This window comes from Streptomyces sp. NPDC111802 (assembly GCF_055634335.1).
Genome location: NZ_JBVKCZ010000010.1, coordinates 121,423 through 137,884, shown reverse-complemented (window position 1 = coordinate 137,884; position 16,462 = coordinate 121,423). Strand labels below are relative to the sequence as shown.

Genomic DNA, 16,462 nt, shown 5'->3' with positions numbered 1-16,462 from the left:
CAGACGGCACGGGCGCCCGCTGCCTAACCTCCCCGGCTATGCGATCACCACGTACGAGACGTATCGGTCTCTCCGCCGTCCTCGGCCTCCTGCTCGCCGTCTTCGGACTGGCCCCCAGCGCGAGCGCGGCCGACCCCGCGCCGGCCGCCCTGACGTTCGCCACCGACTCGGCCACCACGACGCCCGGCGGCACGGTGCAGCTCTCCATGACGCTGACCAACAACAAGACGTACGACGTCCTGTTCGTCTACCAGACGATCGAGCCCACCTGGCGCACCACCCAGCGTCCCGACCTGAAGTACAGCTTCACCGGATGCGCACTGGCCACGGCCGCCGGCAGCACGCCCTGCTCCGGCACCGGCCCCAGCAACCTGGGCGCGAACTACGGCGCCACCATCCCGCCCGGTCAGAGCCGGACCGTCACGCTGACCCTCCAGATCGCCGCCGACTCGGGCTGCAACGGCAACATCGGCTTCTACTCGTACTACTACGCCGAGTTCAGCGACGCGACGAACACCAGCGGCGGCCCGGTCTTCACTCCGGAGACGCGGGTGCTCTGCGCCTGACGGCCGACTCCGCCCAGCCGGTGCCCCGCGCAGCCGCCCAACCTGCGCGGGGCATCGCCGCGCCGCTCAGGTAATCCGAACAGAGGATGAGTTTTCGCAGAGGTCGGCGAAACGCCGCCGTGGTGCTTCTTCCCCTTCCGCAAACGAGCGAACATGCCCCGTCATGGAGATCTTGCTCGTCGCCAGCGCGTTCAACAGCCTGTCCCAGCGCGTGTACGCGGAACTGTCCGACCAAGGGCACCGGGTGGACGTCGTCCTCGCCTCGCACGGCGCCGAAGCGGTCCGGGCCGCCGTACACGCGAACCGCCCGGAACTGATCATCGCCCCGATGCTGAAGACGGCGTTGCCGGAGGACGTGTGGCGGGAGCACACCTGTCTCGTCGTGCACCCCGGACCGCCGGGCGACCGGGGCCCCTCCTCCCTGGACTGGGCGGTCGCCGAGGAGGCGACCCACTGGGGCGTGACCGTGCTCCAGGCCGAGGCGGCGATGGACGCCGGCGCCGTGTGGGCCGCCCGGACCTTCCCGGTGCCGCTCGTCGGCAAGAGCGACCTGTACCGGGGCGAGGTCTCCGACGCCGCCGCTGCCGCTGTTCTGCTCGCGGTGGAACGGTTCGCCGAAGGATCGTTCAAGCCGCAGGCCCAGAGCGACCCGGCGATCCGCGTGCGGTGGCGCGACTTCTTCCGCCAGGAGCAGCGGCGGATCGACTGGGACGCCGACGACACCGCCACGGTGCTGCGCAAGCTCAGGGCGGCCGACTCACAGCCGGGAGTCCTGGACGAAGTCGTCGGCCGGGAGATGTTCCTGCACGGCGGGCATCCCGAGGACCGGCTGCGGGGAAACCCGGGCGAGCTGCTCGCGACGCGGGCCGGGGCGGTCTGCCGGGCCACCGTGGACGGCGCGGTGTGGATCCCGGAGCTGCGCCCGCGCAAGAGCTCCGGTGATCCGGCGCCGTTCCGCCGCCCGGCGGCCTCCGTACTTGCCTCCTTCCAGCGACCGGCCGAGCCGCGGCTCCCGGAGATCGCCGCCCCGCTCGAACTGGCCCCCGACCGCCAGACCTGGACCGACATCCGCTACCGGCAGCAAGGCGACGTCGGCTTCCTGCACTTCTCCTTCCCCGGCGGGGCGATGAGCACCGAGCACTGCCGCAGGCTGCACGCCGCCTACCGGTTCGCGCTCACCCGCCCCACCCGGGTGCTGGTGCTCGGGGGCTGCCGGGACTTCTTCTCCAACGGCATCCATCTGAACGTCATCGAGGCGGCCGGCGACCGCGCGGGTGAGTCCTGGATCAACCTCAACGCCATGGACGACCTGGTCGAAGCGGTGCTGCGCACCACCGACCGCCTGGTGGTGGCGGCGGTCGGCGGCAACGCGGCGGCCGGCGGGGTCATGCTGGCCCTGGCCGCCGACCTGGTGTGGTGCCGCTCGGGCACGGTCCTCAACCCGCACTACCGGCGGATGGGCCTGTACGGGTCGGAGTTCTGGACGTACACCCTTCCGCGCCGCGTCGGAAGCGAGACGGCCCGGCTGCTGACGACCGAGGCGCTGCCGGTGAGTGCGACGAGCGCCGAGCGGATGGGTCTGGTGGACCGTCTGGTGTCCGTGTCGGCGCAGGAGTTCGGTGCCGAGGTCGGGCACATGGCGGCCGCGCTCACGGAGGACCCGGACCTCGCGCGGCGGATCGCGGCGAAGGCGGCGGCACGTCAGTCGGACGAGGCCCGGCAGCCGCTCGCCGAGTACCGGCGGGCCGAACTCGCCCGGATGCGCGACATCTTCTTCGATCCGCACGCGCCGTACCACGCCCTGCGGTCCGCCTTCGTCCGCAAGCAGCCGAGCGGCTCCGCCCATCCGCTGGCCATGGGGGATGCCCGGTGAGCACACGGCTGCTCGTGGCGGGTGTCGGCAACATCTTCCTCGCGGACGACGCCTTCGGCCCGGAGGTGATCCGTGCCCTGGACCGGCACCCGCTGCCGCCCGAGGTGCGGGTGCGGGACTTCGGCATCCGCGGGATGGACCTCGCCTACGAGCTGCTCGACGGCTACGACGTCGCGCTGCTGGTCGACGCCGCGGCGCGGGGGCTTCGGCCCGGGACCCTGTCGCTGATCGAACCGGAACTCCCCGACGGCTCCTCGGGCGGCGCCCCGCCCGAGGCGCACGGCATGGACCCGGCGAAGGTGCTGGCCCTGGCCGCGCATCTCGGCGACGAGCCGCTTCCGCGGGTCCTCGTCCTGGCCTGTGAGCCCGAGCTGCGGAGTTACGGCGACGAGGACATCGCGCCGGGCATGAGCGCGACGGTGCGCGACGCGGTGCAGCGGGCCGTGGCGGCCCTGCACGGCATGGTGCCGGTGCTGCTCGCCGACCCGGCGGCCACCGACCCGTTGAGCCGCCCGGACGAATCCGCCGCCCTGTCCCCGGCCGGGCTCCGGCCCATGGTGGGCGGCGGCGCGGAGGATCGGTAGCGGACCGGCACCCTGGCCCGTCCCCAGCGATCGCGAGGAGCAGCGCCCATGTGTGAGTCCGTGGACGAGGTCACCCAGGCCGTCCTGGCGAAGAACGACGGTCTGGCGGCGAGCCTGCGCGACGAACTGGCCCGGCGCGGGGTGAGCGTGGTCAACCTGCTGTCCAGCCCGGGCAGCGGCAAGACGGAACTGCTCGGCCGGGTGCTGGCCCGGGCGGTGGAGCGGCACATCCCGGTGGCCGCGCTCACCGCGGACCTGGCGACCGAGAACGACGCCGCCCGGCTCGCGCGTTCGGGGGCCCCGGTGAAGCAGCTGCTCACCGACGGACTGTGCCACCTGGAGGCCCGCCAGCTGACCGCCCATGTGGAGGGCTGGCTGCCGTCTGACACCTCGCTGCTGTTCGTGGAGAACGTCGGCAACCTGGTCTGCCCCGCGGCGTACGACCTCGGCGAGAGCCTGCGGATCGTGCTGATGGCGGTGACGGAGGGCGAGGACAAGCCGCTGAAGTACCCCACGGCCTTCGGTTCCGCCCATCTGGTGGTGCTCACGAAGACCGATCTGGCCGAGCCGGCCGGTTTCGACGCGGCCGCCTTCGAGGCGCATGTGCGGCGGGTCAATCCCGGGGTGGAGGTGCTGCGCTCCTGTGCCCGCAGCGGCGAGGGCGTCGACACGCTCCTGGAGCGGGTGCTCGCCGCACGGGACGGAGCCCCCGTCCACCGGCCTCCGCTCGCGCCGCGCCCGCACGGACATGTCCACGCGACGAGCCGCGTCTCATGACGGCTCCCGTCACCCAGGCGGTACGCCGCCGCGTCACCGTGCGCGGCACCGTGCAGGGCGTGGGGTTCCGCCCGTTCGTGCACCGCCTGGCCACGGACCTCGCGCTGGCCGGGTTCGTGAGCAACACGGCGAGCGGTGTGCTGATCGAGGTGGAGGGCCCGCCGGACGGTATCGCCCGCTTCTGCGACCGACTCGCCACCCAGCCGCCCCCGTTGGCCGCCGTCGTCGGCGTCGGGGTCGAGGACCTGCCCGTCACGGGAGCCGACGACGTCTTCACCATCCGCTCCACCGACCGCTCCCCCGGCCGCACGCTCCTGCCGCCCGACACGGCGACCTGCGACGACTGTCTGCGGGAACTGGCCGATCCGGCCGACCGCCGCCACCGCCACCCGTTCGTCACATGCACCCACTGCGGGCCCCGCTTCACCATCGCAACCGGAATGCCGTACGACCGTGCGGTCACCACCATGTCCGGCTTCCCGATGTGTCCGGCCTGCGCCCGGGAGTACGGCGATCCCGGCGACCGCCGCTTCCACGCCCAGCCCGTGGCCTGCCCCGACTGCGGTCCCCGGCTGCGCCTGGTGCCGGCCGCCGGCAGCGGTGTCGGCCCCGCGCGGGACGCCGACGCGCCGGCGGCGGCCCGGGCGCTGCTGGCCGCCGGGCGGATCGTCGCCGTGAAGGGCCTGGGCGGCTACCACCTGGCGTGCGACGCCACGAACGCGCGGGCCGTCGACACGCTGCGCGCCCGCAAGGAGCGCGGCGGCAAACCGTTCGCGGTGATGTGCGCGGACCTGGACGCCGTCCGGCGGATCGCCGTGCTCTCCACGGCGGAACTGGCCGCCCTCACCAGCCCCCGGCGCCCCATCGTCCTGCTGCGCCGAGGTGCGGGGCAGGGCCCGCTCGCGCCCGGTATCTGCCCCGGCAGCCCGCACCTGGGCGTGATGCTGCCGTACACCCCCTTGCACAGCCTGCTGTTCGGGCTGCCCGGCGATCCGCCGGGTCCGCGTGTGCTGGTCATGACGAGCGGCAACCGCTCCGGGGAGCCGATCGTCACGGACGACGAGGAGGCACTGACCCGGCTGGCCGGGCTGGCCGACGCCTGGCTCGCCCACGACCGGGCCATCGCCTCTCCCTGCGACGACTCCCTGCTGCGGGTGCGGCCCGACGGCACCGAGCAGGTGCTGCGCCGGTCCCGGGGCTATGTACCCCGTCCCCTGCGGCTGCCGGTGGCCGTGCGTCCGGCGCTCGCGGTGGGCGGCGACCTGAAGAACGCGCTCTGCGTCGGCGAGGGCGACCAGGCGTGGTTCGGGCCGCACATCGGCGACATGGGCGAGCTGACCACGCTGGAGGCGGCCCGAAGGGCCGAGTCCCAGATGAGCCGTCTGACCGGCGTCAGCCCTGAACTCGTCGCCGCGGACCGGCACCCGGGCTACCACTCGGCGCGCTGGGCCCGCCGCCGTGCGGCACAACTGCCGGGCGGCAGACCCGTGTTCGTACAGCACCACCACGCGCACATCGCCTCGGCGATGGCCGAGCACGGACTCGACGGCACCGCACCCGTGATCGGTGTCGCGTTCGACGGCACGGGTTACGGCGACGACGGCACCGTCTGGGGCGGCGAGATCCTGCTCGCCGACTTCGCGGGCTTCCGGCGCTTCGCCCGGCTGACCCCCGCCCCGCTCCCCGGCGGGGACGCGGGGGTCGCCAACCCCTGCCGGCTGGCGCTGGCGCGGCTGTGGGCGGCGGGGGTGCGGTGGGACCCTGACCTGCCCTGCGTCGCGGCCTGCGCTCTCGGGGAACTCGCCCTGCTGGAAAGGCAGTTGAGTCGAGGCGTGGCCTGTGTGGCGACCTCCAGCATGGGCCGGCTCTTCGACGCCGTCTCGTCCCTGCTGGGTGTGTGTCACCGGGCGGAGTACGAGGCGCAGGCGGCCCTGGAGCTGGAGGCCGCGGCCGCTTCGGCGTGGGACGCGGACGGCTCGGCGTACGCCTTCGGCATCGCGGCCGACGCGTTCGATCCCGCACCCGTGCTGAGCGCGCTCGTCGCCGACCTGCGGAGCGGCACCCCGGCCCCCGTGCTCGCCGCGCGCTTCCACCGGGGCGTCGCGCGGGCCGTCGTGGAGATCTGCCGACGGACACGCCAGGACGCGGGGCCGGGCACCGTCGCCCTCAGCGGTGGGGTCTTCGCCAACGCGCTGCTGGAGGAGGAGTGCGCTCGGCTGCTGGGCGGGGCCGGCTTCACGGTGCTGCGGCACGGCGAAGTCCCACCGAACGACGGCGGGTTGGCCCTCGGCCAGCTGGTGGTCGCCGCGCACGAACGACAAGAGGAGTGACGCATGTGTTTGGCAGTGCCCGGCAAGGTCGTGGCCATCGACGGCGACGCGGACCCGCTCACCGGGCTGATCGATTTCGGCGGAGTGCAGAAACAGGCGTGCCTGGAGTACGTGCCCGATGTGCGGGTGGGTGAGTACGTCATCGTGCATGTCGGCTTCGCGCTCCAGCGCCTGGACGAGGAGTCGGCCCTGGCCTCGCTCAAGCTCTTCGAGGAACTGGGGCTGCTGGAGGAGGAGTTCGGCGACGCCTGGGAGCAGGCGGCCCGACAGGAGAGCGGGAGTGAGGTCCAGTGAAGTACGTCGACGAGTTCAACGACCCGGTTCTCGCCGGCCGGTTGCTGGACGAGATCCGCGCCACGGTCACCCGGCCCTGGGCGCTGATGGAGGTGTGCGGCGGCCAGACCCACTCCATCATCCGGCACGGGATCGACCAACTCCTGCCGGACGAGGTGGAGTTGATCCACGGTCCTGGCTGCCCGGTGTGCGTCACCCCGCTCGACGTCATCGACCAGGCACTGGAGATCGCCGCACGCCCGGGCGTGATCTTCTGTTCCTTCGGCGACATGCTGCGGGTGCCCGGCACCGACCGGGACCTGTTCCGGGTCAAGGGGGAGGGAGGTGACGTCCGGGTGGTCTACTCGCCGCTCGACGCCCTCGACCTCGCCCGCAGGAACCCGGACCGGCAGGTCGTCTTCTTCGCCATCGGCTTCGAGACGACCGCCCCCGCCAACGCCATGGCCGTGCACCAGGCCCGCCGTCTCGGTCTGGAGAACTTCAGCCTGCTGGTGTCCCATGTCCGGGTCCCCCCGGCCATCGAGGCCATCATGACCTCCCCCAGCTGCCGGGTGCAGGGCTTCCTCGCGGCCGGGCACGTGTGCAGCGTGATGGGCACGGAGGAGTACCCGGATCTGGCGGAGAGGTTCCGGGTGCCGGTCGTCGTGACCGGTTTCGAGCCGCTGGACATCCTCGAGGGCATCCGCCTCGCCGTCCACCAGCTGGAGCGCGGTGTGCACCGGGTGGAGAACGCCTACGCCCGGGCCGTGCAGGAGCGGGGCAACCCGGCGGCCCGGCGCATGATCGAGGAGGTGTTCGAGGTCACCGACCGCAACTGGCGCGGCATCGGGCGCATCCCCTCGAGCGGCTGGCGGCTGACCGACGCGTTCCGCGCCTTCGACGCCGAGCACCGTTTCGACGTCGCCGGCATCCGCACCGAGGAGCCCGCCGAGTGCCGCAGCGGCGAGGTGCTCCAGGGGCTGATCAAGCCGACCGAATGCGCCGCGTTCGGCACCACCTGCACCCCGCGCACCCCGCTCGGCGCCACCATGGTCTCCAGCGAGGGCGCCTGCGCGGCCTACTACCTCTACCGCCGGATGAGCGACCCGACGCCGCAGGCCGCCCCGGCCGCGCGGGAGGAGATGAACCCCGTTGCCTGAACAACTCGCCGAGACGGCCGACCCGGCCGCCTGGACCTGTCCCGCCCCGCTGCGCGACCAGCCGGTCGTGGTGATGGGGCACGGCGGCGGAGGTGCGCTGTCGGCGGAGCTGATGGAGCAGATCTTCACACCTGCCTACGGCAACAGCACCCTGGCCGCGCTCACCGACTCCGCGGTCCTCGAACTGGGCGGTGCGCGGCTGGCGTTCTCCACCGACTCGTACGTCGTCAGGCCGCTGTTCTTTCCCGGCGGCAGCCTCGGCGACCTCGCGGTCAACGGCACCGTCAACGACCTGGCGATGAGCGGTGCCCGGCCCGCGTATCTCTCCGCCGCCTTCGTCCTGGAAGAGGGCGTGGCCCTGACCGTCGTGGAGCGGATCGCCCGCTCCATGGGTGCGGCGGCCGAGACGGCCGGGGTCACCATCGCCACGGGTGACACCAAGGTGGTGGAGTCCGGCCACGGCGACGGGGTGTACGTCACCACCGCCGGCGTGGGGCTCGTACCCGACGGGGTGGACATCCGCCCCCAGCGGGCCCGGCCCGGAGACGCGGTCATCGTCAGCGGCCCGATCGGTCTGCACGGGGTGGCGATCATGAGCGTCCGCGAGGGGCTGGAGTTCGGCGTCGAGATCGCCAGCGACACCGCGCCGCTCGCGGACCTGGTGACGGCCATGCTCGCCGTCACTCCCGACATCCATGTCCTGCGCGACCCCACCCGGGGTGGTCTGGCCGCGTCCCTGAACGAGATCGCCCGCGCCTCGGGAACCGGTGTCCGGCTGCGTGAACGTGCCATCCCGGTGCCGGACGCGGTGGCGAACGCCTGCGGTTTCCTGGGGCTCGACCCGCTGTACGTGGCCAACGAGGGACGGCTGGTCGCCTTCGTGCCCCCGTCGGCGGCGGAGCAGGTCCTCGCGGCGATGCGGGCCCACCCTCAGGGATCCGGGGCCGAGTTGATCGGCGAGTGCGTCGCCGAACACCCGGGGATGGTCGTGGTCGCCACCGGTCTGGGCGGCACCCGGGTGGTGGACCTGCCGTTGGGTGAGCAGTTGCCGCGTATCTGCTGACGCGCACACGACCGGGCCCCGCCGGTGCCTCAAGAGCACCGGCGGGGCCCGGTCGTGTCAGGCGACGGCCGGCTCGATCCCGGTGATCTCCAGTTCCCGGCCGCTGCGCAGCTCGGTGGAGGGCCGGTCGCAGCGCGGGCACCAGAAGAACGGCGGCATGCCGACCGCGAACTCCTCGGCGCACGCATCGCACCAGGCCTGTGCCGGCACCTGCTCGACCACGAGCCGTGCCGCGGCGAGGGCGGTGCCGTCGCGGGCGACCTCGAAGGCGAAGTCCAGGGCGTCGGGAACGACCCCGGCCAGCTCCCCGACCCGGACGGTCACCTCGGAGACGGCGTCCGCCCCGTCCGCCCGGGCCAGCTCGCCGGCCCGCTCGATGATCGCGGTCGCGATCGACAGTTCGTGCACGGTGGGCTCACGGGTAGCGGTGGCCGGCGCGCACGCCGCCGGCCATCCGCCAGATCCGCATCTCCCGCCGCAGGCTGGGCAGCTCCCTGACCGCCACCGCCACGGCCAGCGCGCCCAGGACGAGGCACTCCGCCAGCAGGACCCGCTGTCCGGTCATTTCCGCTCCTCTACCCTTGCCAGGGCCCGTTCGTGCCAGTTGGACGTTCATTGCGGCGACTCCCAGCTGTCTGTCATCCCGGTGAGATGTTCGGCATGGACTCCACGAGGGTGTCGTGCCGCTTCCAGTGGATCCCGGTGGAGCGGCGCGCGTCGGCGGTGCCGTCCTTGTGGTGACCGGTCTGGTCCTCGTAGCGCCCCTGGTTGCCCTGGTGCATGCCGGGGACGTGCCCGGTCAGGTCGGGCTTCGCCTGGGGCCGGCCCACTCTGATGCTGCCCATGGGGATCTCCTTCCTCGCCTCCGACGTGCGGAGTGCGTGCTCATGTCCGCTCGGTGAGGTCCGTGAAGAACCGCTCGACGGCGGGCCAGACCCGGCCGCCGCCGGACAGGCCCTCCCATTCCTGGCGTACGACGGCGACCATCCGGTAGCAGTCGTCGATCGGCACGATCCAGTGGTGGTCGAGGCCGTGCACGGTGTTCACCAGCAGCGCCTCCACCTCGGGTTCCACGGTGGCGAGCTGCGGACACGTCTCGGCCAGCCGCTGCCAGGCCGCCGCGTCCACCTCCCAGCGCATGGCTCCCGCGGGGCTCGGGCCCTGGGCGGTGACCGTGCCGTCCGCCCTCGGTACGAAGAAGACGAGCCCGACGGGTACGCCCAGGACCGCAGTGTCGACGCGGGGCAGCCGCACCCGGCGCCGGGGCACCGGCCGATAGTGGCCGTCACCCGCCCCGCTCCCGGCGAACAGCACCGAACAGGGGCCGCAGACGCAGCGCACCTGATCCTGCCCGGTCTCGTAGAGGTGGGCGTGCTCGTCCGGCACCGGCGCGGCGCACAGGTCGCACACCTCCACCTCGGCCGTCGCCGCGCGATCGGCCGAGGAGCGGATGAGGCGGGCCAGCGCGCCGTCGGTGGTCACGGTGCGCCCCGGTGGGTCAGCGTGGTCAGCGGTACGAAGGCGGGGGCCGCCGGCCGGTCCGAGGGGGCCGGTACGGACTCCACCGCCGTCAGCTCGGGCGCCACGGCGAGCACCGCCTCCCGGACGGCGGCGCTGACCTCGCCCCCGGCGCTGCCGCACCCCGAGGCGCATCCGCCGCCGGACGAGACCCGCACCCGGGCCACGTCTCCCTCGACCCCGGCCCACTCCACGTCGCCGCCGCGCTCGCGCACGGCCGGGCGCATCCGCTCGACGGCGCGGGCGGCCCGTAGCTCGGCGGGTTCGGGGTGGATGTCGTGCAGCACCAGCAGATGGCCCAGCAGTTCGTCACCGGTCAGGTGTCCGACGAGCTGTCCGTCCGCGTGGTCCAGGACGCGGGCCAGCGCCTCGCCGTAGACCTCGGTCAGCAGCCGTACCGCCTCGGTCGCCGAGCGGGTGGTGGGGCCGGGCGCGGACTCGATGCCGGCGAGCAGCTCGTCGAGCCGGGCGAGCCGGGCCTCGACCTCCAGGTCCGCCAGCCGTGCCGCCGTGGCCTCAGCCATGGTTGGCTCCGTAGGTGGGCGAGTGCAGGGTGGTCAGCGTCTTGCCCTTGCCGACGTACATGTGCACACCGCAGGGCAGACACGGGTCGAAGCTGCGGACCGTGCGCATGATGTCGACGCCCTTGAAGTCGTCGGGGCCGTTCTCCTCGAAGATCGGCTGTCCCTGGACGGCGTCCTCGTACGGGCCGGGGGTGCCGTACATGTCGCGGGGGCTGGCGTTCCACGGGGTGGGCGGGTACGGGTGGTAGTTGGCGATCTTCTTGTCCTTGATCACCAGGTGGTGGGACAGGACGCCGCGCACCGCCTCGTGGAAGCCGCAGCCGATGGCCTCGTCGGGCACCTCGTAGTTCTCGAACACCTTGGTCTCGCCCGCGCGCACCAGCCCCATGGCCTCCTCCAGGAACTGCAGGGCCATGGCGGCCGCGTAGGCGACGAAGTAGGGGCGGGCGCGGTCCCGTTCGATGGTGTTGCTCCACTTCGGGATGCGCCACTCCAGGGTGGTCTCCGGCAGGCTCTCGCCCTTGGGCAGCGAGATGCGCACGCTGTGGCCGGTGGACTTGATGTACGGAGTGTCGACCAGTCCGCTCAGCGCGGTCGACCACAGCCGGGCGAGCGGGCCGCCGCCGGTGTCGAGGGCGAGGTGGTCCCCGCTGCGCTGGTCGAACCAGCGCGGGCTCATCACCCAGCTGTACTTGTCGTCGAAGTTGCGCTTCTGCGGGACCGGGACGGTCGTCTGGTTCCAGGGGTGGCGCATGTCGACGGGGTTGCCGAGCGGGTCGTGGGTGACGAAGGGCTGCTCATTGACCCAGTCCTCGTAGTAGGAGCTGCCGAGCATGATGCGCAGGCCGAGGTTGATGTCGACGAGGTTGTTGGTGACCAGTTCGCCGTCCACGATGATGCCCGGGGTGACGTACATCGCCTTGCCCCAGGTGTTCATCGTCTCGTAGCGGTAGTCGACGACCTTGGGGTCCTGGAAGGCGCCCCAGCAGCCGAGCAGGACCCGGCGGCGGCCGACCTCCTCGTAGCCGGGCAGCGCCTCGTAGAAGAAGTCGAAGACGTCGTCGTTCATGGCGACGGCCTTCTTGACGAAGTCGATGACCCGCATGAGCCGGCTGAGGTAGTCGGTGAACGCGGTCGGCTGCGGCATCGTGCCGACACCGCCCGGGTACAGCGTGGACGGGTGGACGTGCCGCCCCTCCATCAGGCAGAACATCTCCCGGGTGACCCGGCTGACCTTCAGGGCCTCCTTGTAGACCTCGCCCTCGAAGGGGTTGAAGGCCTTCATGATGTCGGCGATCGTCCGGTAGCCGTGGATCTCGCCGCGGGGTGCGTCGGTGCGGTGGGCGCGGGCCAGCAGACCGGGGTTGGTGGCCTTGACCATGGCCTCGCAGAAGTCCACGAACACCAGGTTGTCCTGGAAGATCGTGTGGTCGAACATGTACTCGGCCGCTTCGCCGAGGTTGACGATGTGCTCGGCGAGCGGGGGCGGCTTGACGCCGTAGGCCATCTGCTGGGCGTAGTCGGAGCAGGTGGTGTGGTTGTCACCGCAGATGCCGCAGATGCGGGAGGTGATGAACCCGGCGTCGCGCGGGTCCTTGCCCTTCATGAACACCGAATAGCCGCGGAACAGCGACGAGGTGCTGTGGCACTCGACGACTTCCCGGTTGGCGAAGTCGATCTTCGTGTAGATGCCCAGGTTTCCGATGATCCGGGTGATCGGATCCCAGGACATGTCCACGAGCTGGGGCGGCTTGCGCCCTGTGGGCCGGGCCTCGGTTGTGGTCATGTGCGGTACTGCCCCTCGCTGTCGGTGTTCCGTGAGTGAATCGGGTGGTGGAGTGCGCGGCGCATGGCGTCAGGGCCGCCAGTGCGGGTCGTAACCGCTGGTGAGCTTGCGCTTGTTGTGACGCCACCTGGGCTCGTGGTTCACCAACTCGTTGGTGAAGCCGCGCAGTCGGCGGATGACGGCCCCGTACGGCTTGATCGCCAGCGACGAGATGGTGCCGCCGGGGGGCTCGTCCATGAACGGCATGAAGGCGTCGGGGAAGCCGGGCATCGTGCAGCCGATGCAGATGCCGCCGACGTTCGGGCAGCCGCCGATGCCGGCCATCCAGCCGCGCTTGGGCACGTTGCAGTTGACGACCGGCCCCCAACAGCCGGTCTTGACCAGGCACTTGGGCGAGTTGTAGTCCTTGGCGAAGCTGGCCTGCTCGTAGTAGGACCCGCGGTCGCAGCCCTCGTGCACCGTCCTGCCGAACAGCCACTGCGGGCGCAGCATGTGGTCCAGCGGTGGTGGGGGTGCGGAGCCGGCCGCGTGGTAGAGGACCCAGATCAGGGTCTCCATGAAGTTCTCGGGCTGGATGGGGCAGCCGGGCACGTTGACCACGGGAAGGCCGCCCTGCGACCGGTAGTCCCAGCCCAGGTAGTCCGCGAGGCCCATGCTGCCGGTCGGGTTGCCCGCCATCGCGTGGATGCCGCCGAAGGTGGCGCAGGTGCCGGCGGCGACCACCGCCCAGGCCCTGGGCGCCAGTTCGTCGATCCAGGAGTTCAGGGTCTGTGGCTCACCGGTCTCCGGGTCGTTGCCGAAGGACGTCCAGTAACCGTCGCCCTTGATGATGTTCTGGTTGGGGATCGAACCCTCGATGACGAGGATGAACGGTGACAAATCGCCCCGGGCCGCCGCCCGGTAGGGAGCGAGGAAGTCCTCCCCGCCGAGGCTCGGTGAGAGGACCTTGTTGACCAGGTTCACCTTCGGCACGCCGGGGATGAGGCCGAGCACCAGGTCCTCGATGGAGGGTTGGTCGGCTGCGGTCAGGGAGACCGTGTCGCCGTCGCAGCTCATGCCCTCGGAGATCCAGAGAATGGTGATCTCGTCGAAGCCCTGCCGGTCCTCGGCGCGACTCGGTTCGCCGCTGACCTCGGTGGTGCTGCTCTGCGTTGTCATGTCATCGGCCTCCGCTGCGGGGGGTTTCGAATGGGGCGGACTCCGGGGCGGACTCGAGCGGCTCGAGCTCGTCGGGCCGGAAGTAGTGGAAGCGGCCGTACCAGGTGTGCAGTTCGGACGCGGGATCGTCGTCCAGGGTGACGGCGAGGTGCACGCTGCCGTCCACGTCGTGGAAGACGGCCGCCACCTCGGCGGTCCGCCCGGCGAGGAACATGTCCTGGGCGTCGGCGCCCCGTCGTGGGCACAGCCGTACGCGACTGCCGCCGCCGAGGGGTACGCCGTCGACGAGCACCGTGTCCGTGGTCGGGGACAGTCCCTCGTCGGCGCCCTCCTGCCACCAGGCCGGGCGGTCGGTGGGTGGGGTGGCCGATGTGGCCGGGGCGCTCCCTGAGCCCGGTGCGACCGGAGTGAGGGAGCGGACGGCGCCGTGCAGGCGGGCGAAGACTTCCGGCGGCATGGTGTCGACACGGTCGAGGATCGCGGCGGCCCGCGGGTCGGTGGCGCGTGCCTCGCGTTTCTCCTCGTCCGTCAGCAGCATGGTGCGCAGGGTGAGGATCTCGTCGATCTCCGCCGCGTCGTGCAGGTCTCCTGGGCTCTCCGGGGCGACCTGGGGGTGGTCGGGGAGGATGATCGGCGCGGACAGCATGACGTGTCCGGTGCCGGGTTCGCCGCCGAGGACGGGGAAGGTGAACTCGTTGCGGCACGCGTCAGCGGGTGCGCGCAGGTCCGCGGGGGGATCGATCAGCGAGACGAACTCCACGCCCTCGCCGCCGACGAGCGTGTGTGTGGCGATGAGCGCACCGCGCAGGGCCTCGTCGCGCGCGGTGCGCGGCTCCGGCGCGGGTCCCGTGTGCGTGGTGCGTACCCGGAGCCGGCAGAGATCCGGTGCGAGCCGCTCGACGGAGACCGTCGTGCTCGCCCGTACCTCCTCACGACGCCGCACCACCCGTCCGGCCCGTCCCGGCAGCGGCTCGACGTCCTCACCGGCCGCCGCTCCCGCCGGAACGGTGTGTTCGCCCTGGAGGAGGTCGGCCAGGGGGATCGTCACGTCGATCTCACGCGGCACCGCTTCGTCGAAGGTCAGGTGGACCGTGCCGTCGTCGGTCCGCAGTGACTCGACGGGCCGGTGAGCACCGTCCCGGCCGCTTTCCTCCACCTGCTTGCGCTGCATCTGGAGGTATCGAAGCCTCACCCGTACCGCCGCGCCGGGCCGTCGGATCCGCAGCAGGCACTCGGTCTGCTGGTACCACGTGTCGGCGGAGCCGGACACGCCCGGGACGACGGGGCCGTCCGACTCCACCCACTCCCGGGGGAAGAGGACCCCGAACTGCCACCGGACGCGGTTCTTGGCCGAGGACCGTCGGTAGGGATAGAGCAGGTACCCCTCGTAGAGCACGGCGTCGGCCACGGCGCTCACCCGCTCGAAGACGTCCAGGGACCGGGGTGGCGGCAGGTCCCCGCCGCCCTTCGGGACAGCGCGCGCCAGGCCACCCTGGGCCAATCCCTCCGACATCGTGCCTCCTCGTCTCTGCGTGCACGCCCATCCCTTCCACCACGTTCACATCGCTCACTCACCCTCGCCCCTCCGGCTGAGCGCGAATGGGCCGTTCGAGGGGGTACTCGGCGTGACGGCGTGCCGGAGGGCGGCTGGAATCGGTGTCCGCGTCGGAGGCAACCTGGAGGACAGCGGAGACGTCTTGGTGCGGGAGCGGGGTCCGACGGGGCGGCTCCCGACGACAGGAACGAGGGTGACACGATGAGCGAAAAGGCCCGGAAGTTGTTCGAGGCGCTCGACCTCGATCACAACGGGACCCTGACCCGCACAGAGGTGATCATCGCGTTGCGGAGCAAGGGCCCGTCGCTGGCCGCGTCGGGAGACCTGCCGTTCTGGGGCGTGGGCGACGAGAACGCCTCGTCCGCGCTCTTCGACGCCGCCGACCAGAACGGGGACGAGGTTCTGACCCTGGAGGAGTTCGCGGCGGTGGTGGACCGCCGTTTCGGCTGGCGCTGATCGCTATCCCGCCCGGTCGGCCCGGGCCGCGGCGTCGACCTCGTCGGCCACCCAGTCCAGGAAGGCCCGTACGTCTGTCGTGGGCAGCGCGGTGGCGGCGGCGCGCGAGGGACGTTCGTAGCTGTGCAGTGCGGCCCGCAGGAGCGGCCGGAAGCGTTCCTCGTACGCCGCGACCGCCTCCGCCGCCCGGCGCTTGGCCGTCCAACGGCCCGTACGGCAGTACTGCACGGCGCGGCAGCCGTTGAGCACCCGGTTGTCCGAGAGATGCCCCTCGCCGGTGCTGTGCTCACGGACCGAGGCACCGAGCGCGGTGAGCAGGTCGGCCCGCGCGGGTTCGGCGATCACCTCCCGGGCCGGCCTGCCGTGCAGCGCGAGCCCCTCCTGATGGGCGACGGATCGGTCGATGACGTACCAGAACACGGGGGATTGCGCCGGGTCGAAGCTGACCCGCTCGGGCAGCGACGGTCCGGTGTTGAGGTCCAGCAGATAGCCGCCCGCTCCGGACGGCCGTGCCGCGAAGTCCGCGTCGTAGACGGCCAGCTCCAGTCCTGCCGCGGGACAGGGCAGAGCGGGGTGGGCGAGCGCCTCGGCCAGGCCGGACAGGGCTCCTTCGGGGAGCGCGGAGGCGTCCACGACCACCGTCACATCGACGTCGCTGCGCCCGTGCCGGTAGTCGCCGAGTGCGACGGAGCCGACGGCGATGACGCTCACCAGGTGGGATCCGCACACGCTCGACGTGCGGCGGACGAGTTCCTGGAGGTAGGGGCGGAGTTCGGCGGGGACGGCGTGGGGGTCCGCGAGGGTCGGGGTCATACGGTCAGTGTCCGGCGCGCTCTTCG

Annotated in this window: 18 protein-coding genes; 9 read left to right on the top strand and 9 right to left on the bottom strand. The window is 72.0% G+C overall.

Annotated elements, in window-relative coordinates; all coding sequences use genetic code 11:
* Positions 1-38 precede the first annotated feature (38 nt).
* From ACZ7NC_RS13335 to hypE, 8 genes are all read left to right on the top strand, one after another.
* Positions 39-566 (top strand): hypothetical protein, encoded by a 528-nt coding sequence (locus ACZ7NC_RS13335; RefSeq protein WP_471487704.1) that lies wholly within the window; start codon positions 39-41, stop codon positions 564-566.
* A 163-nt stretch (positions 567-729) separates the two neighbouring features.
* Positions 730-2,439, top strand: a complete 1,710-nt coding sequence (locus ACZ7NC_RS13330; RefSeq protein ID WP_471487702.1) for an enoyl-CoA hydratase-related protein — start codon at positions 730-732, stop codon at positions 2,437-2,439.
* Entirely contained in the window at positions 2,436-3,023 is a 588-nt protein-coding gene (locus ACZ7NC_RS13325; protein ID WP_471487700.1) for a hydrogenase maturation protease, read from the top strand. Before ACZ7NC_RS13330 ends, ACZ7NC_RS13325 begins: the two co-directional genes overlap by 4 nt.
* A 48-nt stretch (positions 3,024-3,071) precedes the next feature.
* Positions 3,072-3,800: a hydrogenase nickel incorporation protein HypB gene (hypB, locus tag ACZ7NC_RS13320; protein WP_471487698.1), complete on the top strand. Its 729-nt coding sequence runs from the start codon at positions 3,072-3,074 to the stop codon at positions 3,798-3,800.
* Positions 3,797-6,130 carry a carbamoyltransferase HypF gene (hypF, locus tag ACZ7NC_RS13315; RefSeq protein ID WP_471487696.1) on the top strand — a complete coding sequence of 778 codons (2,334 nt, stop codon included), beginning with the start codon at positions 3,797-3,799 and terminating at the stop codon, positions 6,128-6,130. Before hypB ends, hypF begins: the two co-directional genes overlap by 4 nt.
* Before the next feature lie 3 nt (positions 6,131-6,133).
* A complete protein-coding gene (locus tag ACZ7NC_RS13310; RefSeq protein WP_471487694.1) occupies positions 6,134-6,424 on the top strand; it encodes a HypC/HybG/HupF family hydrogenase formation chaperone in 291 nt (96 codons plus the stop codon).
* Positions 6,421-7,563 (top strand): hydrogenase formation protein HypD, encoded by a 1,143-nt coding sequence (gene hypD / locus ACZ7NC_RS13305; RefSeq protein WP_471487692.1) that lies wholly within the window; start codon positions 6,421-6,423, stop codon positions 7,561-7,563. The genes ACZ7NC_RS13310 and hypD overlap by 4 nt, the downstream gene beginning before the upstream one ends.
* Complete coding sequence (gene hypE, locus ACZ7NC_RS13300) at positions 7,556-8,626, top strand: hydrogenase expression/formation protein HypE (protein WP_471487690.1); 1,071 nt, start codon at positions 7,556-7,558, stop codon at positions 8,624-8,626. The genes hypD and hypE overlap by 8 nt, the downstream gene beginning before the upstream one ends.
* 57 nt (positions 8,627-8,683) lie before the next feature.
* Here the strand turns inward: hypE and hypA are convergent, their stop codons facing one another.
* The 8 genes from hypA to ACZ7NC_RS13260 form a co-directional block, all read right to left on the bottom strand.
* Positions 8,684-9,034 (bottom strand): hydrogenase maturation nickel metallochaperone HypA, encoded by a 351-nt coding sequence (hypA, locus tag ACZ7NC_RS13295; RefSeq protein ID WP_471487688.1) that lies wholly within the window; start codon positions 9,032-9,034, stop codon positions 8,684-8,686.
* A 7-nt stretch (positions 9,035-9,041) separates the two neighbouring features.
* On the bottom strand, positions 9,042-9,191 hold the full coding sequence (locus tag ACZ7NC_RS13290; RefSeq protein WP_471487686.1) for a hypothetical protein: 150 nt from the start codon (positions 9,189-9,191) through the stop codon (positions 9,042-9,044).
* 73 nt (positions 9,192-9,264) lie between these two features.
* Positions 9,265-9,471 (bottom strand): hypothetical protein, encoded by a 207-nt coding sequence (locus ACZ7NC_RS13285; protein ID WP_471487684.1) that lies wholly within the window; start codon positions 9,469-9,471, stop codon positions 9,265-9,267.
* A gap of 40 nt (positions 9,472-9,511) precedes the next feature.
* Positions 9,512-10,108 (bottom strand): DUF5947 family protein, encoded by a 597-nt coding sequence (locus tag ACZ7NC_RS13280; protein ID WP_471487682.1) that lies wholly within the window; start codon positions 10,106-10,108, stop codon positions 9,512-9,514.
* Positions 10,105-10,668: a NifU family protein gene (locus ACZ7NC_RS13275; protein ID WP_471487680.1), complete on the bottom strand. Its 564-nt coding sequence runs from the start codon at positions 10,666-10,668 to the stop codon at positions 10,105-10,107. The genes ACZ7NC_RS13280 and ACZ7NC_RS13275 overlap by 4 nt, the downstream gene beginning before the upstream one ends.
* Complete coding sequence (locus ACZ7NC_RS13270) at positions 10,661-12,454, bottom strand: nickel-dependent hydrogenase large subunit (protein WP_471487678.1); 1,794 nt, start codon at positions 12,452-12,454, stop codon at positions 10,661-10,663. Before ACZ7NC_RS13270 ends, ACZ7NC_RS13275 begins: the two co-directional genes overlap by 8 nt.
* A 69-nt stretch (positions 12,455-12,523) precedes the next feature.
* The gene (locus ACZ7NC_RS13265; protein WP_471487676.1) at positions 12,524-13,612 is read right to left on the bottom strand and encodes an NADH-quinone oxidoreductase subunit B family protein; all 1,089 of its coding nucleotides are present in this window, start codon (positions 13,610-13,612) and stop codon (positions 12,524-12,526) included.
* Between the two features lies 1 nt (position 13,613).
* Positions 13,614-15,125 (bottom strand): hypothetical protein, encoded by a 1,512-nt coding sequence (locus ACZ7NC_RS13260; protein WP_471487674.1) that lies wholly within the window; start codon positions 15,123-15,125, stop codon positions 13,614-13,616.
* A gap of 243 nt (positions 15,126-15,368) precedes the next feature.
* On the opposite strand from ACZ7NC_RS13260, the gene ACZ7NC_RS13255 reads away from it, so the two are divergent.
* Entirely contained in the window at positions 15,369-15,623 is a 255-nt protein-coding gene (locus ACZ7NC_RS13255; protein WP_471487672.1) for an EF-hand domain-containing protein, read from the top strand.
* A 3-nt stretch (positions 15,624-15,626) separates the two neighbouring features.
* On the opposite strand, the gene ACZ7NC_RS13250 is transcribed toward ACZ7NC_RS13255, so the two are convergent.
* Positions 15,627-16,436 (bottom strand): aminoglycoside adenylyltransferase domain-containing protein, encoded by an 810-nt coding sequence (locus ACZ7NC_RS13250; RefSeq protein ID WP_471487670.1) that lies wholly within the window; start codon positions 16,434-16,436, stop codon positions 15,627-15,629.
* Positions 16,437-16,462: the final 26 nt, after the last annotated feature.

Bases quoted from the DNA above. Each gene is read 5' to 3' on its own strand.
- ACZ7NC_RS13335 (WP_471487704.1), top strand. From the start codon at position 39: ATGCGATCACCACGTACGAGACGTATCGGTCTCTCCGCCGTCCTCGGC.
- ACZ7NC_RS13330 (WP_471487702.1), top strand. From the start codon at position 730: ATGGAGATCTTGCTCGTCGCCAGCGCGTTCAACAGCCTGTCCCAGCGC.
- hypB (WP_471487698.1), top strand. From the start codon at position 3,072: ATGTGTGAGTCCGTGGACGAGGTCACCCAGGCCGTCCTGGCGAAGAAC.
- hypF (WP_471487696.1), top strand. From the start codon at position 3,797: ATGACGGCTCCCGTCACCCAGGCGGTACGCCGCCGCGTCACCGTGCGC.
- ACZ7NC_RS13310 (WP_471487694.1), top strand. From the start codon at position 6,134: ATGTGTTTGGCAGTGCCCGGCAAGGTCGTGGCCATCGACGGCGACGCG.
- ACZ7NC_RS13290 (WP_471487686.1), bottom strand. From the start codon at position 9,191: ATGACCGGACAGCGGGTCCTGCTGGCGGAGTGCCTCGTCCTGGGCGCG.
- ACZ7NC_RS13285 (WP_471487684.1), bottom strand. From the start codon at position 9,471: ATGGGCAGCATCAGAGTGGGCCGGCCCCAGGCGAAGCCCGACCTGACC.
- ACZ7NC_RS13275 (WP_471487680.1), bottom strand. From the start codon at position 10,668: ATGGCTGAGGCCACGGCGGCACGGCTGGCGGACCTGGAGGTCGAGGCC.
- ACZ7NC_RS13270 (WP_471487678.1), bottom strand. From the start codon at position 12,454: ATGACCACAACCGAGGCCCGGCCCACAGGGCGCAAGCCGCCCCAGCTC.
- ACZ7NC_RS13265 (WP_471487676.1), bottom strand. From the start codon at position 13,612: ATGACAACGCAGAGCAGCACCACCGAGGTCAGCGGCGAACCGAGTCGC.
- ACZ7NC_RS13260 (WP_471487674.1), bottom strand. From the start codon at position 15,125: ATGTCGGAGGGATTGGCCCAGGGTGGCCTGGCGCGCGCTGTCCCGAAG.
- ACZ7NC_RS13255 (WP_471487672.1), top strand. From the start codon at position 15,369: ATGAGCGAAAAGGCCCGGAAGTTGTTCGAGGCGCTCGACCTCGATCAC.
- ACZ7NC_RS13250 (WP_471487670.1), bottom strand. From the start codon at position 16,436: ATGACCCCGACCCTCGCGGACCCCCACGCCGTCCCCGCCGAACTCCGC.